Origin of the sequence: Streptomyces sp. HP-A2021, assembly GCF_022807935.1 — a bacterium.
In the GTDB taxonomy this organism is placed as follows: domain Bacteria; phylum Actinomycetota; class Actinomycetes; order Streptomycetales; family Streptomycetaceae; genus Streptomyces; species Streptomyces afghaniensis.
Genome location: NZ_CP094344.1, coordinates 8,730,295 through 8,748,516 on the forward strand (window position 1 = coordinate 8,730,295; position 18,222 = coordinate 8,748,516).

Consider the following 18,222-nt stretch of genomic DNA (forward strand, 5'->3'; position numbering starts at 1 on the left):
GGCTGGACCGCAGGCGGCTCGCCCGCACCGTACGAACGAGGAAGTTGACGTCATGACCGACAAGCTCACCGTGAGCGTCCTGGGCACCGGCATCATGGGCGCCGCGATGGCCCGCAACCTGGCGCGCGCCGGGCACACCGTCCACGCCTGGAACCGCACCCGTGCCAAGGCCGAGCCGCTGGCCGCCGAGGGCGTGCACATCGCCGACACCCCCGCGCAGGCGGTCCGGGACACCGACGTCGTCCTCACCATGCTCTACGACGGCCCCGCCGCCCTGGACACGATGCGGGAGGCGGCCCCCGCCCTGCGCCCGGGCGCCGCCTGGGTGCAGTCCACGACCGCCGGCGTCGAGGCCATCGGCGACCTCGCCGCCTTCGCCCGCGAACACGGCCTGGTCTTCTACGACGCGCCCGTCCTGGGCACCCGCCAGCCCGCCGAGGCCGGGCAGCTGACCGTGCTCGCCGCCGGCCCCGTCGAGGGCCGGGAGACGGTGACGCCCGTCTTCGACGCCGTCGGCGCCCGCACTGTGTGGGCCGGCGAGGACGGGGCGGCCGGCGGCGCCACCCGGCTGAAGCTGGTCGCCAACAGCTGGGTCCTCGCCGTGACCGCAGCCGCAGGCGAGGCCCTGGCACTGGCGAAGGGCCTCGACATCGACCCGCGCGGTTTCCTCGACCTCATCGCCGGCGGCCCGCTCGACATGGGCTATCTGCACGCCAAGTCCGGGCTGGTCCTCGAAGGCCGGCTCACACCGCCCCAGTTCGCGGTGACCACCGCCGCCAAGGACGCCCGCCTCATCGTCGAGGCCGGTGCGGACCACGGCGTCCGCCTGGACGTGGCCGAAGCCGCCGCCGCCCGCATGGAGCGTGCCGCCGCCCAGGGCCACGGCGACGAGGACATGGCCGCCGCCTACTTCGCGAGTTTCGACGAAAACCCGTCCGCCTGATCACCCGGGAGGTTCCCCCATGTCCAAGCCGCCGCTGCCGCCCGAGGCCGAAGCCCTGCTGAGCCGGCCCAACCCGTGCGTCATGGCCACACTGCGCTCCGACGGCACACCGGTCTCCACCGCCACGTGGTACGCGTGGAAGGACGGCCGGGTGCTGATCAACCTCGACAAGGGCCGGGTCCGCCTGAAGCACCTGCGCCGCGACCCGCGCGTGACACTCACCGTCCTCGCCGACGACAACTGGTACACCCACATCACCCTCATCGGCCGCGTCACCGAGATGTACGACGACAAGGACCTGACCGACATCGACCTGCTCTCCCGGCACTACGGCGGCAAGCCCTACCCCAACCGCGTCCGGCCCCGGGTCAGCGCCTGGATCGAGGTCGAGCGCTGGCACGGCTGGGGCGAGATGAAGGACAACGACCAGGCCGCGGGCTGAGACCGGCGGACCACGCCCGTCAGCGCCACGGCACCGCGAACGCCCGGCCCGGGTTCTCCGTGAGGACGCGCCCCACCAGGTCTTCGCCCACCGCCCGGACGAGCCGCGGGCGCACCCGGCGCAGCAGATGTGGCATCCCGGGGCCGCCGCCCACCGAGCGGGCGGCGGCCGTCGTGGTGTCCGCGCCCAGCAGCAGCCGGTCGCCGAACCCGGCGTCGGCGAGGGCTCGTACGGCGTCGGGCATCCGCCAGTCCGTCGCGTGGTGGGCGTGCGACGGGCCGTCGAAGGCCAGATAGCAGCCGGACTCCGCGGCCTGCCGGTGCAGCACGAGGTCGGGGAAGCGGTTGAGGTGCCCGAGCACCACGCGATGCGGCGGCACTCCCAACTCCCCGCACAGCAGATCCAGTACGTCCAGGGCACCGGTGCCCAGCTCCAGATGCACGGCGATGGTCACGCCCGTGGCGTGATGCGCCTCGGCCGCCGCCGTCATGGTCCAGCGGGCGTGCGCGTCCAGGGCGTGGAAACCGCCCGCGACCTTGACGAGCCCCGCCCGCACGCCCGACGTGCCGATGCCCTCGGTGAGTTCGGAGACGAAGACGTCGGCGAGCCGGCCGCGCAGCCCCTTCAGCGTGCCCTCGTCGTAGTGGACGGCCTGGTGCAGCCCGGTCGCCGCCACCACGTGAACCCCGGTCTCCCGGGACAGCGGCGGCAGATCGGCGGCCCGCCGCCCGAGCCCGTACGGCGTCCACTGCACCACGGCACCACCGCCCTGCTCCCGGAACGCGACCAGCTCCGCCCGCGCCGCCACCACGCTGCGCAGCTCCTGGCCGGGCAGCCGGGGACTGCCGAAGAACAGGTGGTCGTGGGCGTCGCACACGCCCAGGTCCGCGGGCGGCACGTCCCCCAGGACCGTGCGGACCGCGCTCACCACCGGCGCCCCCGGGGCAGGTTGTCCCGGCCCGGTGCCGACAGGTGCAGCACCTCGAACACGTCGCCATCGGCGTTGGGCGTGTCGTGCTCCCAGAGGGAGAAGTGCACCAGTTCCCAGCGGCTCGTGTCGACGGCGGCCGCGGCGAGCAGGGCCCCGTCCTCCGCAGCCAGCCGCCGCGCCTCCCGCACCGCGTCCTCCACCGCCTCGGCCAACGGCCCCGAGGCGGGGACGGATTGGCGCCGCCGTACCGCGAACCGCGGGTGCGCACCGCCCCCTTCCTCGTACGCGAGCCCCGTCCACTGCCGTACGGACGGCCGCCCGAAGTCGTCACTGAGCCCCTGGAACCCGCCGCCCCAGAGGAAGGCGTTCATGCCGTCGACGGTGTTCCACAGATAGAAGGGCGCGTACTGGTTGACCGGCGAGCCGCACAGACCGCGCTCGCGCGCCAGATAGGCCTTGAAGCCGAGCCCGTCCCAGTCGTCGAGCAGCCGCCCCCGGCGGGCGACCCGGTCGCGGATGACTCCCATGTCGTAGTCGGCGGGCAGGGTGAGCTCGTACTGCATGGCGTGCATTCAGGCCCTCCTCAGGCGGAACGGGGTGCCAGCAGGGACAGCAGCCCCCGCACCCCCGCGTCGAACGCGGCGGGGGAGCCGGAGGCGCGGGCCAGAACGTATCCGCCCTGGACGGTCGCGACGACCGCCGCGGCGATCTCCCCGCCGTCCAGCGAGGGCGCGAACTGGCCCTGCTCCTTGCCCTCGTCGACGATCCCTGCGATCCGCTCCCGGATCCAGTCGAGCGTCTCGTCGACCGGGGCGCGCAGCTCGGCGCTGGCGATCACGTCCGGGTCCATGGTCAGCCGGCCGATGGGGCAGCCCCGCAGCACGTCCCGCTCGCGCCGCAGATACGCCTCGATGCGCTCGTACGGCGTTCCCGGGCGGTCGAGTACTCCCGCTGCGGTAGCCCGCATCTCCTCGGCGGTCCGCCGGATCGCGGCCAGCGCGAGGTCGGGCTTGCCCTTGAAGTGGTGGTACATGCTGCCCTGCCCGGCGCCCGCGCGCTCCAGGATCGCCTTGGGGCTCATGCCGACGTAGCCGCGCTCCCACAGCAGCTCGCGCGTGGACTCGATCAGCCGTTCCGAGGTGCTCATGACCTAACTGTACATACCAGTAGTTACAGAAGTCGAGACCGCGGGGAGCACCCGGGACCCGCCCGCCTACTCCCCGCGAGGTACGCGCAGTGCCGCTGGCCGTACGACGACCGGGGACCCCTCGCGGGACGACTCTCGGAAGCACAGACAGGACATGGCAGCACAGCATCCGAGGAGTTGGACGACATGCAGACCCTGGCGAACTTCGGTGACGGCGGTCCCGGCCCGTGGATCCTGCTCTTCCCGGTGATCTGGGCCCTGGTCATCGGCGGCGGCATCGCGCTGCTGCGCCGCACGGTGTGGCGCGGCCGCCGCGGCGGTCCCTGGCGGCAGCCCCCGGTCGGGAACGACTCGCCCATCGCCGTCCTCGGACACCGCTTCGCCTCCGGCGAGATCGACGAGGACGAGTACTGGCGCCGGCTGTCCGTGCTGAGCGAGGAGTTCGGCCGCAAGGGAGGTGCGGCATGACCACGACGACCGCCACGACGGCCACGCGGCCCGCCGCCCGGGTCGTCGATGCGGTGAAGGTGTACGGCGGTGGTGGCACCGCCGTACGCGCTCTCGACGGCGTGACCGTGAGCTTCCCGGCCGGCCGCTTCACCGCGATCATGGGGCCCTCGGGCTCCGGCAAGTCCACCCTGATGCACTGCGCGGCCGGTCTGGACACGCTCACCTCGGGCACCGCCCACATCGGCGACACCGACCTGGGCGGTCTCGACGACCGCCGCCTCACGCTCCTGCGCCGCGACCGCGTGGGCTTCGTCTTCCAGGCGTACAACCTGGTGCCGACCCTCACCGTCGCGGAGAACATCAGGCTGCCCCTGGACCTGGCGGGCGGCCGGGGCGATCCGGAGTGGATCGACGCGCTGATCGACGTCGTCGGACTGCGTGACCGGCTCCACCACCGGCCCGCCGAACTCTCCGGTGGACAGCAACAACGCGTGGCCGTGGCGACCTCGGCATGATCGACGGCTCCCTGCGCGACCTCGGCGCCGACGGCATCGCCATCACCGAAGAGGAGGCCGACAGGCAGCACCTCACCACCGGCGAGAAGGCACAGCTCACCTTCACCGACGGCAGGAAGGAGACGTTCACCGTCCGCGCGGTCTACGGGCAGTCCGAACTCGCCGGTGACTACGTCATCACCCGCGCCGCCTGGGCCCCGCACCGCACCCAGGACTCCGACACCCTCGTCGCCGTCACGTTCGAGGACGGCGTGAGCACGGACGCGGGCAAGGCGGCGGTGGAGAAGACCGCCGCCCGGTACGGCAACCCGGAGGTCCAGACCCGCGACGAGTACGCGCAGTCCTCGGCCGGCGGCGTCGACATGATGCTCACCCCGGTCTACGCCCTGCTCGCCCTCGCCGTGGTCATCGCGCTCCTCGGCATCGCCAACACCCTGACCCTGGCGATGCACGAACGCACCCGTGAACTCGGCCTGCTGCGGGCCGTCGGCCAGACCCGCTCCCAGCTGCGGGCCATGGTCCGCTGGGAGTCGGTGCTGGTCGCCGCCTTCGGTACGGCCGGCGGGCTCGCCCTCGGCGCCTTCCTCGGCTGGGTCCTCGTCAGGGCCTCGGACGGCGCCAGTGACAGCGCCTTCGCCTTCGCCGTGCCGCCCGCGCAGCCGGCGGTCGTGGCCCTCGTGGGTCTCGCGGCCGGAGCCCTCGCGGGGCTGCGGCCGGCCCGGCGCGCGGCACGCCTGGACGTGCTGCGCGCCATCGCCACCGAGTGACGCACGAGAGGTCCGCCCACGCGACCCCCGTGCGAACGGTGGTCACCGCCCGGTCAACCGGCAACGGCGGACCGGGCGGGAGCATGTTCGGGCAGCAGCCCGTCGGCGGCGTGCCCGACCTCCGCGAACCTGCGCGCGGGTTTCTCCAGGACCGTGCGCCGCGCCCGGCGCGACGGCGCCGCGACCGCGGCGGAGGACGTCGGGAGGGTGAACCAGACGACCTTGCCGGACTCGCCGTCCGGCCGGACGCCCCAGCTCTCGCTCATGGCGGCCACCATCGCGAGCCCGCGCCCACAGGTCGCCAGCGGCTCGGCGTCGTCGACCACGGGCATCCGAGGGTCGTGGTCGCGCACCGAGACCGTGAGCCGGTCGAGCAGCAGCTCTATCTCCACGGTGCACGTCTTGTCGGGCTGGGCATGCCGGTGGACGTTGGACAACAGCTCCGTCACCCCGAGCGAGGCCCGGTCGATCAGAGCGTCCAGATGCCAGTAGCGCAACTGCGCAGAGACGATTCTGCGGACCTGGCCGATCCGCGACGGCAGGGCTTGGAGCTCCACCGTGCAGTGCCTGCTTGGGTAGCTGATCACGGCTGCGACTCCCCGACGTGAGGTCCGGAAGAACACGGAGTTCGGATCCAGCAGGGCGCCTTCGTGACGCTGTCGCCCGCTGTCGTGGCCGGCGGGCTGGTTCGCAGCGTTATCGCCGGTAAACCCAGAGTGACGTGAGACCAGAGTGACGCAGGGGGTGGGGTACCGCAACTCGCGGACATCTCAGCCGCCGCGCCCCGCCGCCCTGCGCACGGCCTCGATGAAGCGCCGTGCCGCCGGCGGCCCCGGCTCGCCCGGAGCGGGATCGTGGTCGCCCAGGGTGAGCTGGTAGCGGTTGCCGTTGAGATCCGCCGTGGCCCGGTCATCGGGGCCGAACCAGGGCTTGGAAGCGCGCACCGCCTGCACCGGCGCGCTGTCGATCTCACTGCCGTAGCTGGTCAGCAGCTCGAGCCGGCCGTCGCTGATTCGGACCTGTCCGGCCCGGGTGAGCGAACGCAGCCGCTTCCCGATCCGCACGCCCGTGGCCCTGAACTCCGGCTCCGCCATGCCACCCGCCCCCTTGTGCGCGTCGGTGCACCGGCCCGCCCGCTGCGCGGTACCGGCACAGGCTCGTGTCCTGATCCAGTGTGCCCCTGTCCGGAGACTCGCTCCGGTGGTGCGCCCTACCCCTGCCGGTACCCCGTCCGGGGCCCCGGTCCCGCGGTTGAAGTCTGCCCCCACCCGGCGTCGAGCACCAGTACAGCAGACCCCCTCTCCAGGGGGCGCCCGGAGCACACACGCAAGTGCGCCCCCGGGACCGCGCGCCCCCTTGCCCCGGGCCCTGCCCCAGGGGGCGCTTTGGGGGGCTCAAAGGTGCGTTTATGCAGGTGAGAAGCGTGGGGAAGGTGCATATGATCGGGGTGTCGGCCGCGCGACGCGTCGTCGGCGCGCAGCGTTAGGAGCCCCCTCGTGAGCACTCCCCAGCAGACCCGGACCGGTGTGACCCTCGACGTCGACCACAGCGACGCCGCCTACCGCGCATGGCTGAAAGAGGCCGTCCGCAGAGTCCAGGCCGACGCCAACCGCTCGGCCGACACGCACCTCCTCCAGTTCCCCCTGCCCGAGCGGTGGGGCGTCGACCTGTACCTGAAGGACGAGTCCACCCACCCCACCGGCAGCCTCAAACACCGGCTCGCCCGTTCGCTCTTCCTCTACGGCCTGTGCAACGGCTGGATCCGCCCGGGCCGCCCGGTGATCGAGGCCTCCAGCGGCTCGACGGCCGTCTCCGAGGCGTACTTCGCCAAGCTCATCGGCGTGCCCTTCATCGCCGTCATGCCCCGCACGACCAGCGCCGAGAAGATCCGCCTCATCGAGTTCCACGCCGGCCGCTGCCACTTCGTGGACGACCCCCGCACGATGTACGAGGAGTCCGCCCGCCTCGCGGCCGAGACCGGGGGCCACTACATGGACCAGTTCACCTACGCCGAACGGGCCACGGACTGGCGCGGCAACAACAACATCGCCGAGTCCATCTTCCGGCAGCTGCGCAGGGAGCGGTTCCCCGAGCCGGCGTGGATCGTCGCCACGGCGGGCACCGGCGGCACCTCGGCGACCCTCGCGCGCTACGTGCACTACATGCAGTACGACACGCGCGTCTGCGTGGCCGACCCCGAGAACTCCTGTTTCTTCGAGGGCTGGACCACCGGCGATCCGGACGTCACCTGCGACTGCGGTTCCCGGATCGAGGGCATCGGCCGGCCCCGTATGGAACCGAGCTTCGTGCCCGGCGCGATCGACCGGATGATGAAGGTGCCCGACGCGGCCAGCGTCGCCGCGGTGAGGGCACTGGAGCGCGCCATCGGCCGCAAGGGGGGCGGCTCGACCGGCACGGGCCTGTGGAGCGCGCTGAAGATCGCCGCGGAGATGGTGTCCGAGGGACGGCAGGGGAGTGTCGTGACGCTGCTGTGCGACCCGGGGGACCGGTATCTCGACAAGTACTACTCGGACACCTGGCTGGCCGCCCAGGGTCTGGACATCGGGCCGTACACGGCCGCGATCGACTCGCTGCTGGAGACGGGCGTCTGGCCCGACTGAGAAGACCTCCCGAACCCTGCCGGGGCCCGCGGCGCTACGACGCCATCAGCCTCCGGTCCAGCGCCGTGACGGCGTCCCGGAAGGCCTTGGCCTGAGCCGCCCGGACCGGCTTCATGGCGAGCCGGTACGCCGCCGTCCCGTCGGTCGCGAACGTCCATTGCACCCGCGTGCCGGTACCGGCCGGGGCGAGCCGCCACTCCTCGGCGATCGCGCGCACCCCGGGCACGTTGGTGACGTCGACGCGATAGGCGTACACCTCGGGTTCCTGCGCCGCGATGACCGACTCCCGGAACCGGACGCCTCCCATGAGCCGGATGTCGCGGCCCTTCCCGTCGTCGATCGGGCGGGCGGCTGTCACCTGGGGAAACCAGTCGGCCCAGCCGGGCACGTCCTCCAGCGCCCGGTAGACGGCCTCCACCGGAGCGGAGATCTCCCGCACGGAGACGTGCCGTACGGGCGCGGTCCCGACGAAGTCGAGCCCCACCGGGCGCAGACGGTGAGCCATGGACGAAGCCCTCCTGGACGGGAGCGGGCGGTGACCGGCAGCGTCACCCTAGCTGGCGGCCCGTCAGATGTCTGCCCCTTCCTCGGGCTCCCCGGCCACCACCAGCCGTCGCAGGTGTTCCACGACCACACCGCGCGCCTCGTCCGGCAGACCGGCGTCCGTCACGAGCGTGTCGATCCGCTCCAGCGAGGCGAACGAACTCAGGCCCACCTTGCCCCACTTGGTGTGGTCGGCGACCACCACGACCCGCCGGGCCGACTGCACGAGCCGCCGGTTCGTCTCCGCCTCCGCGAGGTTCGGCGTGGACAGGCCGGCCTCGACCGATATGCCGTGCACCCCGAGGAAGAGCAGGTCGAAGTGGAGGGCCGCGATCGCCTGGTCGGCGACCGGCCCCACCAGTGAGTCGGACGGGGTGCGCACACCGCCGGTCAGCACGACCGTGGCCGCGCCCTGCCGGGGACCCGTGGTGCGCTGCGCCGCGTGGAAGACGTCGGCCACCCGCACCGAGTTGGTGACCACCGTCAGGTCCGGCACGTCCAGCAGCTGCTGCGCCAGCGCGTACGTCGTCGTGCCGCCGGACAGGGCGATCGCGGCGCCCGGCGCGACCAGTTTGGCCGCCGCCCGTGCGATGTCCTCCTTGGCGGTCAGCTCCAGCCCCGACTTGGCCTCGAAGCCCGGTTCGTGCGTACTCGCCTCGACCACCGGGACCGCGCCGCCGTGCACCTTCTCCAGCACGCCCTGACGGGCGAGCGCGTCGAGGTCGCGGCGGACCGTCATGTCCGACACGCCGAGCTTGCGGGTCAGCTCGTTGACCCGGACCCCGCCCCGGCGGCGGACCTCGTCGAGGATCAGGGATCGCCGCTGCTCCGCGAGGAGGTTCTGATTCTCGCTCACGTACGCTCCGGTCCTTTCGCCTCAATGCCGTCCGTCAGGCCCAGCACACCTGCCTCAACCAGGACATTCTCCCCGGCTCCGGTGCGCGGACGCCTCATCCTCGCATGTCGCGGAGCCGGTGGCGCCACCGACTGCTCGTCGCGCACATGTCACCTGCAGCTCTCCGCATGGTCACGGATCGGGGAGATTCCGTGACAGGAGGTGTGCGGCGCCGCAGAAGTGGAGATCCTTGTGCCCGCACGGACAGAGCCGACGGCGTGTCACGGGGGAAGTGCGAATCAGTGGAACGTGCGCAGGAACAGGCCTCGACCGGCGGGCCGGACCGGCCTGCCCGGCGGCCCGGTGAGACGGGGACCGCCCTGGAACTCCTGGTCCACGGCGTGGGCGGCACCACGCCGCAGGAGATGCTCGACGATCCGCGCACGGTGCGGATCACCGGCGACGGCATCGCGGCCGTCTTCCGGCGCGCCGACGACGTCGACGCGGAGACCAGCCCCGACGGCCGCCGCCGCGACGGACCGGTGCCCGAGGCCTACGTCTGGTGCAACCTCACCTCCGGCAACGGCACCCGCGCCCTGTGGCTGTTGCTGCTGCCGTTCATGGTCGTCAACCTCGCCCACTGGATGCGCCCCAACGCCCGGGGCCGCCGCCGCACCGTGCGCCTGTACGGCCTCCTGGTGCGGCTTGCGGGGCTCACCCTGACGGTGCTGCTCGTCGCGGCGGCCTGCGAGGTCGCCCTCGACCTGGCGGCCTGGCAGTGCGCGGGCACGCGCGCGTGCGCCGACCGGCACTCCTGGCTGGGCTTCCTCTCACCCACCGTCTCGGACGGCGGCTGGTGGAGCAGCCCCGGCCGCAGACTCGCCCTGGCGTCCTTCGTCCCGACCGCCCTGACCGGTCTGCTGTGGTACCTGTCCCGGCGCACCTGGAGCGACTACGAGTCCCAGCAGCCGCCGGCCCGCGACCCCGAGCCCGACGAGGACGGCGACGGTCCGTCCGCGCTGGGCCGGCCCGGCTTCTGGTACGGACGCCGGCTGGTGGCCCGGCTCCGTGCCGCGCACACCGCCGCCGGACTGGTCACGGTCGCCGCCGCGGTCGCCAGCGCCGCCGCTCGCCACGACCGAGAGCCCGGCGGCCCCGCCGTGCTGAACATCCTGGGCCTGCTCCTGGAGGCCGCTCTGGTGGCCTGCGCCGTCGCCGTGGTCTGGGTGGTGTGCCGCCGGGGGCGCAGCGAGAGACGCATCGACCGGGAACTCGACGAGCGCTTCGTACGACGTCTGCCGCTCGCTGCCCTCGCCCTGCTCGCCCTCGCCCTGCTGTACGCGGGGTGGGAGCGCCCCGGCTGGGAGTCGGCCGGCCGCCTGCCGGGCGACGCCACCTTCGGCGGTCTCGCCCTGGTCCAGGGCCTGCTCGTGATCGTCCTCGCCGGCGTCGCGTACGCACTGCACCGCACCGACCCCGACCGGCGGGCCGTGCTGCGGGGCCTCGGCGGACCGGCCGTCGCGATGCTGGCCTGCGCACTGGGCGGCGTGATGTCCGGCGGCGTGTCACAGCGCGTGTCCGACTGGCTGGACGGCACCGGGACGTCGATCGACGGCCCGCCGGTCCTGCTGACCTGGCAGGCGTCCGTGATCCCGCCCCTGATCGTGGTGCTGCTGGTGCTCTTCGGCTGGCTGGCCCACCGCGCCTGGCAGCTCGCCGGTGCCGAACGCGAGGCGGTGGCCCGCGACTACCCGGACGAGGCCCAGGACCGCGCCCGCACCCGCCGTATCGCCTACACCCGCGCGATGGCCTCCCTCACCGACCGGGGACCCCGCGTCGTCGCCGTCACCTCCGGCGTCACCCTGCTGCTCGGCGCCGGCGCCCTCGTGGGCGCCCTGACCACCGACGAGACGCCGGGCGAGGCGGCGGAGGGCACCTACCCCGTCGTCCACGGCGCCGCCGAGACCGCCCAGGCCCTCGGCTCCTGGCTGATCGGCCTCGGCTTCATACTGTTCGTCACCTGGGGCAGGCGCGCGTACAAGGACGCCGCGGCCCGCCGCACCATCGGCATCCTGTGGGACGTGGGCACCTTCTGGCCGCGCGCCGCCCACCCCTTCGCCCCGCCCTGCTACGCCGAGCGCTCGGTGCCCGACCTGACCTGGCGGATCGCGACCTGGACCCGCGCCACCGGCGGACGGCTGGTCATCTCCGGGCACTCGCAGGGCAGCGTGCTCGCCGCCGCCGCGGCCTGGCAGCTCTCCCCGTCCACCCGCCGACGCGTCGCGCTGCTGACGTACGGCTCCCCGCTGGAGCGGCTCTACGGCCGCTGGTTCCCGGCCCACTTCGGCCCCGCCGCGCTCGGCTCCCTGCACCGGGAGGTCGACTGCTGGCGCAACCTCTACCGGCTCACCGACCCCATCGGCGGCCCGGTGCGCCTGCCCGGCAACCACGACCTCGGGGTCGACCACGTGCCACTGCAGGATCCCCTCTCCTACGGCCGCAACGACCTGCACCCGCTGCCCGCACCGATCCTCGGCCACTCCGACTACCAGGCGGATCCGGTGTTCGCCGAGGAGCGCCGCAAGCTGCTGGCCCGGCTGCGACCGGGCCTGCCGGCGCCCCGTCACACGGCCGAGCAGCCCTGCCCGGGCCCGGAGGCCGAGCCGGGTGCGGAGGCCGGTCCTCAGAGCAGCTCGGGCAGGTCCTCGGCGTAGAGCAGTGTCAGGTCGTCCGTGCTCGGCTCGGGGAGCTGGGCGACCCGGCTCGCGTGCCGCTCCACCATCGCCTCGAAGGTCTGCCGGGCGGTACGGCCGTTGCCGAACGCCGGGCCCTTGGGCATTTCCGTGAAGTACTTCCGCAGGGCCTGCGCCGCGCCCTCCGCCAGCCGGTACTCGTGCTCCTCGGCCTGCTGCTCCACGATCCGCAGCAGGTCCTCGGGGCCGTAGTCGCTGAAGGTGATGGTCCGTGAGAAGCGGGACGCCACCCCGGGGTTGACCGACAGGAAGCGCTCCATCTCGGCCGTGTAGCCCGCGACGATCACCACGACCGCGTCCCGGTGGTCCTCCATCAGCTTCACCAGCGTGTCGATGGCCTCCTTGCCGAAGTCGCGGCCCGCGTCCTCGGGGGACAGCGCGTACGCCTCGTCGATGAACAGCACACCGCCGCGCGCCTTCTCGAAGGCCTCCTGCGTGCGGATCGCGGTCGAGCCGATGTGCTCGCCCACCAGGTCGACCCTGGACACCTCGACCAGGTGGCCCTTCTCCAGCACACCGAGCGACGCGAGGATCTCGCCGTACAGCCGGGCCACCGTCGTCTTGCCCGTGCCGGGGGAGCCGGTGAAGACCAGGTGACGCTTGACCGACGCCGCCTTCAGGCCCGCCTGCTGCCGGCGCCGGCCCACCTCGATCATGTCGGTGAGGGCGCGCACCTCGCGTTTGACGCTCTCCAGGCCGACCAGCGCGTCCAGTTCACCGAGCACGTCCTTGGAGGCGCGGGCCGTCTGCTCGGGCTCCGCGACCGGGGCCGGGACCGGGGGCTCCGGTTCGGTGCGCTGACCCGGGACCGCGCCCAGCAGGCCGGGGGAGTGGCTCACCGTCTGCACGGCCGTCTCCCGCGCCGCCGGTGCCCGCAGACCCGCGCTCTCGTCGCTGGTGCACTCCTCGAACAGGGGGCCCGCCCCGGACGACGCGTCCGCGCCGCTGTCCGCGAACTCGTAACCGCCGCGCGCGCAACGCTCCGTGCGGCACTTCCGCAAGCTCGTACGGCTGCCGTCGATCACATGGAAGCCGTAGCCCCCGCTGCCCGTCACCCGGCAGTTCTGGAAGCTGCCGCGGCCGCCGGCCGAGACGTACACCCCCGCTTCCGCGGGCGAGTCGATCGTGCAGCGCTCCACCGTGGGGTCGGCGCCCTTGGTGACGATGACGCCGGTCTGGGTGCCGTCCAGCGTGCAGTTGCTGAGGGTGCCGCCGCTGCCGTGGTCGCGGAACCAGGCGCCCGTCGCCGCGTCCCGGATCCGGCAGTCGTCGAGCTGCGCGGTCGCCCCGTCGCTCACCGACACGGCCGTGTTGCGCACCTGCGACAGATCGCTGTCGACGACGTCCGCGCGCGAGCCGCGATCGAGGACGAACAGGGCGTCCGGCACGTCGTGCACCCGGCACGAGTCGAGCACCGCCGTGGCGCCGTCGCTCACCCACACCGCCGGGTAGTCGCCCGTGCTGTCGAAGATCTCGCACTGGTTGGCGTCCACGCGTGTGCCCGGGTCCCACACCGACAGGCCGTTGCGCCCGAACTGCCGCACCGTGGTGCGGGTCAGCGTGAGGACGGAGCGGGACCGCAGGTCGACCGCGTTCTCCGGGATGTCGTGGATACGGCAGTCGGCGAGCGTCAGCACCGCGTCCGTGTCGAGCGTGACACCGTCGGCCGTCGTGCGGTGCACATCGCAGTCGGTGAGGTGCGCGGTGGCCCGGCCGGTGATCTGCACACCGCTGCCCCGGACCTCGTAGATCTCGCAGCCCACCGCCTCCAGCGCCGAGTTCTCCCCGGTCGCCGACAGACCCGAGCCCGAGGTGTGGTGCACCCGGCAGCGCTCCAGACGGGGGTGGGCGCCGCCGCGCACCGCCACGCCCGCCTGGCCGGCCGCGACGACCTCGCACTCCTCGAACACCCCGCCCGCACCGTCGAGCACGGCGATGCCGATGCCCGCCGGATTGTCGACCGCGCAGCGCCGGACCGTGGGCCGGGCGCTGCCGCGCACCTCGATCCCGGCCGCCGACCGCGTGACCACCCGTACGTTGCTCAGCTCCGGCGTGCCCTCCTCCACCAGCACCGCGGGGGCCGCCGCGTCCTGGCCCTCCACGTGCAGGTCCTGGACCACCGCCGAGGCGCGCACGGTCAGCGGCACGCCGTCCACGGGCGCGATCCGCACCGAGCCGGGGGAGCCCTCCGGGCCGCGCAGCGTCACCGCGCGTTGCACGACGAGGTTCTCCCGGTAGGTGCCGGGGGCGACCGTGAGGACGTCTCCGTCGGCCGCGGCCTCCAGGGCAGCGGCAAGCGATGCGTACTCACCCGTGCGGCGCCGCCACCGCGACGTGCCGGTGTGCGTCACCTGGACCGTGCCCTGTGCCATGGTGTAGCTGTGCCCCCACCTCGGTCGTACTGATGGCTCGTTCGCCTTCGGGACGGCTTCCACCGGTGTCGGGACCGCGACCGTGCCGGGCCCCTGGGGCCTGCGCGCGCACGCGGCATCGAGACCGGCGCGCCCCTCCTGCTCGCTCGCGCGCGGGTTGTGCCGAACGGTTCGGCCGGACCACCGTAGCGTGCGCGCGGCTGGTGGGTTGACCAGAGCCGGAAGGCTGTCAGCTGCCGGTGCCCGTCCTGCCCCAGTCCGGGCCCGCCTTGTCCCATGCCTGGTCCCAACGGGCGTACCGGCGGCGGACCATGCGCCAGACGATCAGCCGTCTGCCGCCCTCCAAGAGACCGCCGGCCGCCAGGGCCGCGCCGAAGCCGGCGAGGACCGCGTGCGTCGACGCCGTCGCGGAGTCGAGGGGGCGGGCCACCATCCGGCCGTGCCGGTCGGTCCATATCCGGAACTCGTCGCCCTGCTGCGGGTCCTTGAGGCTCGCCAGCACCGAGCCGTGCTGCGCGGTGCCGTCCGGCGCCGTCCAGTCGGCGAGGACGCGGGTGCGCAGATCCCGGCCCGTGGACGTCTCCGGGTCGGCGTCCAGTGGGGAGCGGTCGAGCTTGCGGACCACTGTGGCCGTCACCAGGTGCCGCGCTTGGTGCTGCTCGCGGACGGAGCGCTGAAGGGCGTCCTGGGCGGCGCCCCCCACGAGGAAACCGGCCACCGGGGCGGCCAGGAGGATCAGCACCAGGGCCGCCAGCGCCACCCAGGCCTCGGCCAGATCGGTGGCGCGGCACAGCGGGTTGCGCCGCCAGCGCCAGAGTCCACTGATCGCTCGCACTGCCTGCACCCCCTTCCGCTCCGTGATAACCCCCGGCGGAGCCGTCCACGTGCCGACCCGGCGAAGAGAGAGCGAAATCACCTCTCACCGGCGACTCTCATGAACTTCTCACACAAGGCCAACGCCCGGGCGCACGGGGCGGTTCCCGCCCGGGTGCGGACCTCCGGCGCGGCCTACTCAAGGATCCTGACCGGGTCACCGACGCGGATCGTGCCCCCGGACAGGGGCACCAGATTCTGCCCGAAGACCAGCTTGCCGCCGAGCCGCCGGTGCCGCCCCAGGGTGTACAGGGGCTCGCGGCCGCGCTCGCCGGTGCCCTGGTCGGTGGTGGTCACCACGCATCGGCCGCAGGTCTTGGCGACGCGGAAGGACACGTCCCCGATGGCGAGACGCGACCAGTCGTCCTCGGCCCAGGCGTCGGTGCCCGCCACGACAACGCTCGGCCGGAAACGGTTCATGGGCAGCGGGCCCTCGTCCGCGTGGTCACCCTGCGCGATCAGGGCGTTGAGGGCGTCGAGGGAGGCCGTGGTGGTGAGCAGCAGCGGAAAGCCGTCGGCGAAGGAGACGGTTTCGCCGGGACGTGCGTACTCCGGGTCGACGGGCCGGCGCGTGGCCGGGTCGTCCATGTACGCGAGGCGCACGCCGATGCCGAGATAGGCGCTGCACCAGGCGTGCGAGGCCTCGTCCTCGGCGGGGACCGCGTCGACCTTGTCGCGGAAGATCTCCACCGGCACCATGCCCAACGGCCGGGGAACCGGCACCGTCAGGGGCTCCATGCCGGGCGCGGACAGCCGGACGCCGCCGTCCGGCAGAAGCTCGGCGACGGCCAGTGCCAGGCGCGGCTGCTGGCGTTGCGTGACGACCTTGCCCCCGTCGTCGATCAGCACCCAGCGCCGGTCTCCGGCCAGTCCCCAGGGCTCCACGGCGGCCTCCCGGGGCGCGAGGCCCCGGACCGCCTTGACCGGATGGACGTGGATCGAGTGCAGGTGTGCGTTCCCCATGGGGCCATCGTGCCAGCCGGCACCGACAGCCCCCGGGCGGGCGGCTCAGTAGCCGCGGTACTGCTGGTTGTTGTACGGGTCCTGATAGGGAGCCTGGGCGGGCCGGGGAGCCGCGGGACGCATCGCCTCGTAGCCCGCGGGTGCCGCCGGGCGCGGCTGCTGCGGCTGGGGGCCGGGGTAGCCGCGCGGTGCGGTGGCCTGCTGCGGGATGTACGCCGCGGGCGCCTGCTGGAGCGGGGCGGGTTGCTGCGCCTGCGGATACCCGTAGGCGGGCTGGGACGGGGCTGCCGGGAGAGCGGGCAGCGCCGAGGGGAGGGCGGGCAGGTTGCCGCCCGGCGTGTCGTACTGCGCGGGGACCCGGATCGGGGCGATCTGCGGGGTGCCCCGCTCGGCGACGAGCTTGTCGTAGATCGGGGTGTCCGGGAAGGAGGCGGAGTAGTAGCCGCCGCCATAGGTGGAGCGGGGGGAGGTCATGGCACATAAGTTAAGCCCACGATGTGCTGGTTGGGGAGACCGATAAGAGGGTTGTTTTCCGTGTCCGCAGTGACCCGGTATCCCCAATGCGAGCGAACTCGGCAAAAAGGGGCACCGAACAAGGCTCCGATCGTGTAAAGGCCGAGTTCCGGGCGGGTTACCAGAGGTTGGCCACCGGTCTTCCGCCGACGGTGCATGGGAGTTCGCCGCGGGGAGGAATAGGTTGTGCGGACGGAACTCGACGGACGGCCGGGATGTGCCTGGCGCGGTGACACGCAATGGGGGCGGACGTGCAAATGCTGAAAGGTTCAAATACTCCGGTGCCCACCTCGCCGCTGCGCGTGGAATTGGGCTGGCGGGCCGGCCCGGGGGTGCCCGACGCCGACGCCTCCGCTTTGCTGCTGGTAAGCGGAAAGGTGCGCTCGGACGCGGACTTCGTCTTCTACAATCAGCCCGCGCACTCCTCCGGCGCGATCCGGCACGAGGGCAAGCGGACCGCCGGCGGCCGGGTGACCGACACGCTCCTCGTCGACCTCACGCGCGTGGAGTCCGCGATCGAGACGATCGTCCTCGCCGCCTCCTCCGACGGCGGCGCCTTCGGGCAGGTACCGGGGCTGTACATCGAGGTCCAGGACACCACTCAGGGATCGCCGGTCGCCCGTTTCGACAACCCGGGCGCCACCACCGAAACCGCTTTCGTACTCGGCGAGTTCTACCGCCGCCAGGGCGCCTGGAAGTTCCGCGCCGTCGGCCAGGGCTACAGCAGCGGACTCGAAGGACTGGCCACGGACTACGGCATCACGGTGGACGAACCGCAGCAGGCGGCCCCGGCACCGACTCCGGCCGCGGCTCCCGTGGCCGCGCCCTCGGCGTACACGCCCCCGCCGCCCCCGCCGGCCGCGCCCCCGGCGGCACCGCCCGAGCCCGTCCGCCTCACCAAGGTGACGCTCACCAAGGCGGCCCCCTCGGTGTCGCTCACCAAGCAGGGCGGCACCTCGGGCACCCTGCACGTGAACCTCAACTGGCAGGTGCGCAAGCAGTTCTCGGGGTGGAGCAGCAAGTTCGGCCGCCCGGCCGCGATGCACTCCGACCTCGACCTCGACCTGTGCGCGCTCTACGAACTCACCGACGGCAGCAAGGGCGTCGTACAGGCCCTCGGCAACGCCTTCGGGGCGCTGCACCAGCCCCCGTACATCCACCTCGACGGCGACGACCGCACCGGCGCCGTGTCGACCGGTGAGAACCTCACCGTCAATCTCGACCGCAAGAACGCCTTCCGGCGCATCCTCGTCTTCGTCACCATCTACGAAGGCGCCCGGTCGTTCGCCGACCTGAACGCCACCGTCACCCTCCAGCCGCAGCACGGCGCCCCCGTCGAGTTCTTCCTCGACGAGTGCACCGTCCCCTCGCCCGTGTGCGCGCTCGCCCTGATCACCAACACGGGCGGCGACCTCGTCGTACAGCGCGAGGCGCGCTATCTCGTGCCCGAGCGCGGGGTGAGCCCGCAGCGGACCGTCGACTACGCCTACGGGTGGGGCATGAACTGGACCCCCGGCAGGAAGTGACGCCTCCCGGCGGCCGTGAGCGCGGCCG

The 18,222-nt window shown here is 73.0% G+C and carries 17 protein-coding genes and 2 pseudogenes; 8 read left to right on the plus strand and 11 right to left on the minus strand.

Going from position 1 to position 18,222, the window contains the following annotated elements; translation table 11 throughout:
* The first annotated feature begins 52 nt into the window (after positions 1 to 52).
* Both MQE23_RS39370 and MQE23_RS39375 read left to right on the plus strand, forming a co-directional pair.
* Positions 53 to 943, plus strand: coding sequence for an NAD(P)-dependent oxidoreductase (locus MQE23_RS39370; RefSeq protein WP_243381626.1), 891 nt, complete (start codon positions 53 to 55; stop codon positions 941 to 943).
* Between the two features lie 19 nt (positions 944 to 962).
* Entirely contained in the window at positions 963 to 1,385 is a 423-nt protein-coding gene (locus MQE23_RS39375) for a PPOX class F420-dependent oxidoreductase (protein ID WP_243381627.1), read from the plus strand.
* A gap of 19 nt (positions 1,386 to 1,404) precedes the next feature.
* On the opposite strand, the gene MQE23_RS39380 is transcribed toward MQE23_RS39375, so the two are convergent.
* Genes MQE23_RS39380 through MQE23_RS39390 form a run of 3 tightly spaced genes read right to left on the minus strand, consistent with a single transcriptional unit; the run spans position 1,405 to position 3,463 of the window.
* Positions 1,405 to 2,313, minus strand: coding sequence for a phosphotriesterase (locus tag MQE23_RS39380; RefSeq protein WP_243381628.1), 909 nt, complete (start codon positions 2,311 to 2,313; stop codon positions 1,405 to 1,407).
* Positions 2,310 to 2,888 (minus strand): DUF4865 family protein, encoded by a 579-nt coding sequence (locus MQE23_RS39385; RefSeq protein WP_243381629.1) that lies wholly within the window; start codon positions 2,886 to 2,888, stop codon positions 2,310 to 2,312. The genes MQE23_RS39380 and MQE23_RS39385 overlap by 4 nt, the downstream gene beginning before the upstream one ends.
* 11 nt (positions 2,889 to 2,899) lie before the next feature.
* Positions 2,900 to 3,463 carry a TetR/AcrR family transcriptional regulator gene (locus MQE23_RS39390; protein WP_243381630.1) on the minus strand — a complete coding sequence of 188 codons (564 nt, stop codon included), beginning with the start codon at positions 3,461 to 3,463 and terminating at the stop codon, positions 2,900 to 2,902.
* A 186-nt stretch (positions 3,464 to 3,649) separates the two neighbouring features.
* Here MQE23_RS39390 and MQE23_RS39395 point away from each other — a divergent pair, with 186 nt between their 5' ends.
* The 3 genes and pseudogenes from MQE23_RS39395 to MQE23_RS39405 all read left to right on the plus strand — a co-directional run.
* Positions 3,650 to 3,931, plus strand: coding sequence for an SHOCT domain-containing protein (locus MQE23_RS39395; protein ID WP_037671134.1), 282 nt, complete (start codon positions 3,650 to 3,652; stop codon positions 3,929 to 3,931).
* Positions 3,928 to 4,416: pseudogene (locus tag MQE23_RS39400) on the plus strand (ATP-binding cassette domain-containing protein); the annotation flags it as partial. The gene MQE23_RS39395 and the pseudogene MQE23_RS39400, both read left to right, overlap by 4 nt.
* Positions 4,416 to 5,195, plus strand: a pseudogene (locus tag MQE23_RS39405) (ABC transporter permease); the annotation flags it as partial. The pseudogenes MQE23_RS39400 and MQE23_RS39405, both read left to right, overlap by 1 nt.
* Positions 5,196 to 5,248: 53 nt before the next feature.
* On the opposite strand, the gene MQE23_RS39410 reads toward MQE23_RS39405, so the two are convergent.
* Together MQE23_RS39410 and MQE23_RS39415 are read right to left on the minus strand one after the other, a co-directional pair.
* A complete protein-coding gene (locus tag MQE23_RS39410; protein ID WP_243381631.1) occupies positions 5,249 to 5,782 on the minus strand; it encodes an ATP-binding protein in 534 nt (177 codons plus the stop codon).
* Positions 5,783 to 5,965: 183 nt separating this feature from the next.
* A complete protein-coding gene (locus MQE23_RS39415; RefSeq protein WP_020274729.1) occupies positions 5,966 to 6,289 on the minus strand; it encodes a hypothetical protein in 324 nt (107 codons plus the stop codon).
* Positions 6,290 to 6,691: 402 nt separating this feature from the next.
* On the opposite strand from MQE23_RS39415, the gene MQE23_RS39420 reads away from it, so the two are divergent.
* Complete coding sequence (locus MQE23_RS39420; protein ID WP_020274730.1) at positions 6,692 to 7,816, plus strand: PLP-dependent cysteine synthase family protein; 1,125 nt, start codon at positions 6,692 to 6,694, stop codon at positions 7,814 to 7,816.
* Positions 7,817 to 7,850: 34 nt separating this feature from the next.
* Here MQE23_RS39420 and MQE23_RS39425 read toward each other — a convergent pair whose 3' ends face one another.
* Together MQE23_RS39425 and MQE23_RS39430 are read right to left on the minus strand one after the other, a co-directional pair.
* Positions 7,851 to 8,321, minus strand: coding sequence for an SRPBCC family protein (locus MQE23_RS39425; protein ID WP_037671138.1), 471 nt, complete (start codon positions 8,319 to 8,321; stop codon positions 7,851 to 7,853).
* Between the two features lie 63 nt (positions 8,322 to 8,384).
* Positions 8,385 to 9,215 (minus strand): DeoR/GlpR family DNA-binding transcription regulator, encoded by an 831-nt coding sequence (locus tag MQE23_RS39430; RefSeq protein ID WP_020274732.1) that lies wholly within the window; start codon positions 9,213 to 9,215, stop codon positions 8,385 to 8,387.
* 281 nt (positions 9,216 to 9,496) lie between these two features.
* Here MQE23_RS39430 and MQE23_RS39435 point away from each other — a divergent pair, with 281 nt between their 5' ends.
* Positions 9,497 to 11,908 (plus strand): hypothetical protein, encoded by a 2,412-nt coding sequence (locus MQE23_RS39435; protein WP_243381632.1) that lies wholly within the window; start codon positions 9,497 to 9,499, stop codon positions 11,906 to 11,908.
* Here the strand turns inward: MQE23_RS39435 and MQE23_RS39440 are convergent.
* From MQE23_RS39440 to MQE23_RS39455, 4 genes are all read right to left on the minus strand, one after another.
* On the minus strand, positions 11,878 to 14,319 hold the full coding sequence (locus MQE23_RS39440; RefSeq protein ID WP_243381633.1) for a right-handed parallel beta-helix repeat-containing protein: 2,442 nt from the start codon (positions 14,317 to 14,319) through the stop codon (positions 11,878 to 11,880). The genes MQE23_RS39435 and MQE23_RS39440 overlap by 31 nt on opposite strands.
* Before the next feature lie 229 nt (positions 14,320 to 14,548).
* Complete coding sequence (locus tag MQE23_RS39445; RefSeq protein WP_243381634.1) at positions 14,549 to 15,154, minus strand: hypothetical protein; 606 nt, start codon at positions 15,152 to 15,154, stop codon at positions 14,549 to 14,551.
* A gap of 173 nt (positions 15,155 to 15,327) precedes the next feature.
* A complete protein-coding gene (locus MQE23_RS39450; protein WP_243381635.1) occupies positions 15,328 to 16,155 on the minus strand; it encodes an MOSC N-terminal beta barrel domain-containing protein in 828 nt (275 codons plus the stop codon).
* A gap of 45 nt (positions 16,156 to 16,200) precedes the next feature.
* Positions 16,201 to 16,629: a DUF6643 family protein gene (locus tag MQE23_RS39455; RefSeq protein WP_020274738.1), complete on the minus strand. Its 429-nt coding sequence runs from the start codon at positions 16,627 to 16,629 to the stop codon at positions 16,201 to 16,203.
* Positions 16,630 to 16,925: 296 nt separating this feature from the next.
* On the opposite strand from MQE23_RS39455, the gene MQE23_RS39460 reads away from it, so the two are divergent.
* Complete coding sequence (locus MQE23_RS39460; RefSeq protein ID WP_051185649.1) at positions 16,926 to 18,194, plus strand: TerD family protein; 1,269 nt, start codon at positions 16,926 to 16,928, stop codon at positions 18,192 to 18,194.
* The last annotated feature ends 28 nt before the right edge of the window (positions 18,195 to 18,222 follow it).

Excerpts from the sequence above, each read along its gene's own strand:
- MQE23_RS39460 (WP_051185649.1), top strand. The coding sequence starts at position 16,926 with ATGCTGAAAGGTTCAAATACTCCGGTGCCCACCTCGCCGCTGCGCGTG.
- MQE23_RS39375 (WP_243381627.1), top strand. The coding sequence starts at position 963 with ATGTCCAAGCCGCCGCTGCCGCCCGAGGCCGAAGCCCTGCTGAGCCGG.
- MQE23_RS39385 (WP_243381629.1), bottom strand. The coding sequence starts at position 2,888 with ATGCACGCCATGCAGTACGAGCTCACCCTGCCCGCCGACTACGACATG.
- MQE23_RS39390 (WP_243381630.1), bottom strand. The coding sequence starts at position 3,463 with ATGAGCACCTCGGAACGGCTGATCGAGTCCACGCGCGAGCTGCTGTGG.
- MQE23_RS39395 (WP_037671134.1), top strand. The coding sequence starts at position 3,650 with ATGCAGACCCTGGCGAACTTCGGTGACGGCGGTCCCGGCCCGTGGATC.
- MQE23_RS39455 (WP_020274738.1), bottom strand. The coding sequence starts at position 16,629 with ATGACCTCCCCCCGCTCCACCTATGGCGGCGGCTACTACTCCGCCTCC.
- MQE23_RS39370 (WP_243381626.1), top strand. The coding sequence starts at position 53 with ATGACCGACAAGCTCACCGTGAGCGTCCTGGGCACCGGCATCATGGGC.
- MQE23_RS39425 (WP_037671138.1), bottom strand. The coding sequence starts at position 8,321 with ATGGCTCACCGTCTGCGCCCGGTGGGGCTCGACTTCGTCGGGACCGCG.
- MQE23_RS39440 (WP_243381633.1), bottom strand. The coding sequence starts at position 14,319 with ATGGCACAGGGCACGGTCCAGGTGACGCACACCGGCACGTCGCGGTGG.
- MQE23_RS39415 (WP_020274729.1), bottom strand. The coding sequence starts at position 6,289 with ATGGCGGAGCCGGAGTTCAGGGCCACGGGCGTGCGGATCGGGAAGCGG.
- MQE23_RS39450 (WP_243381635.1), bottom strand. The coding sequence starts at position 16,155 with ATGGGGAACGCACACCTGCACTCGATCCACGTCCATCCGGTCAAGGCG.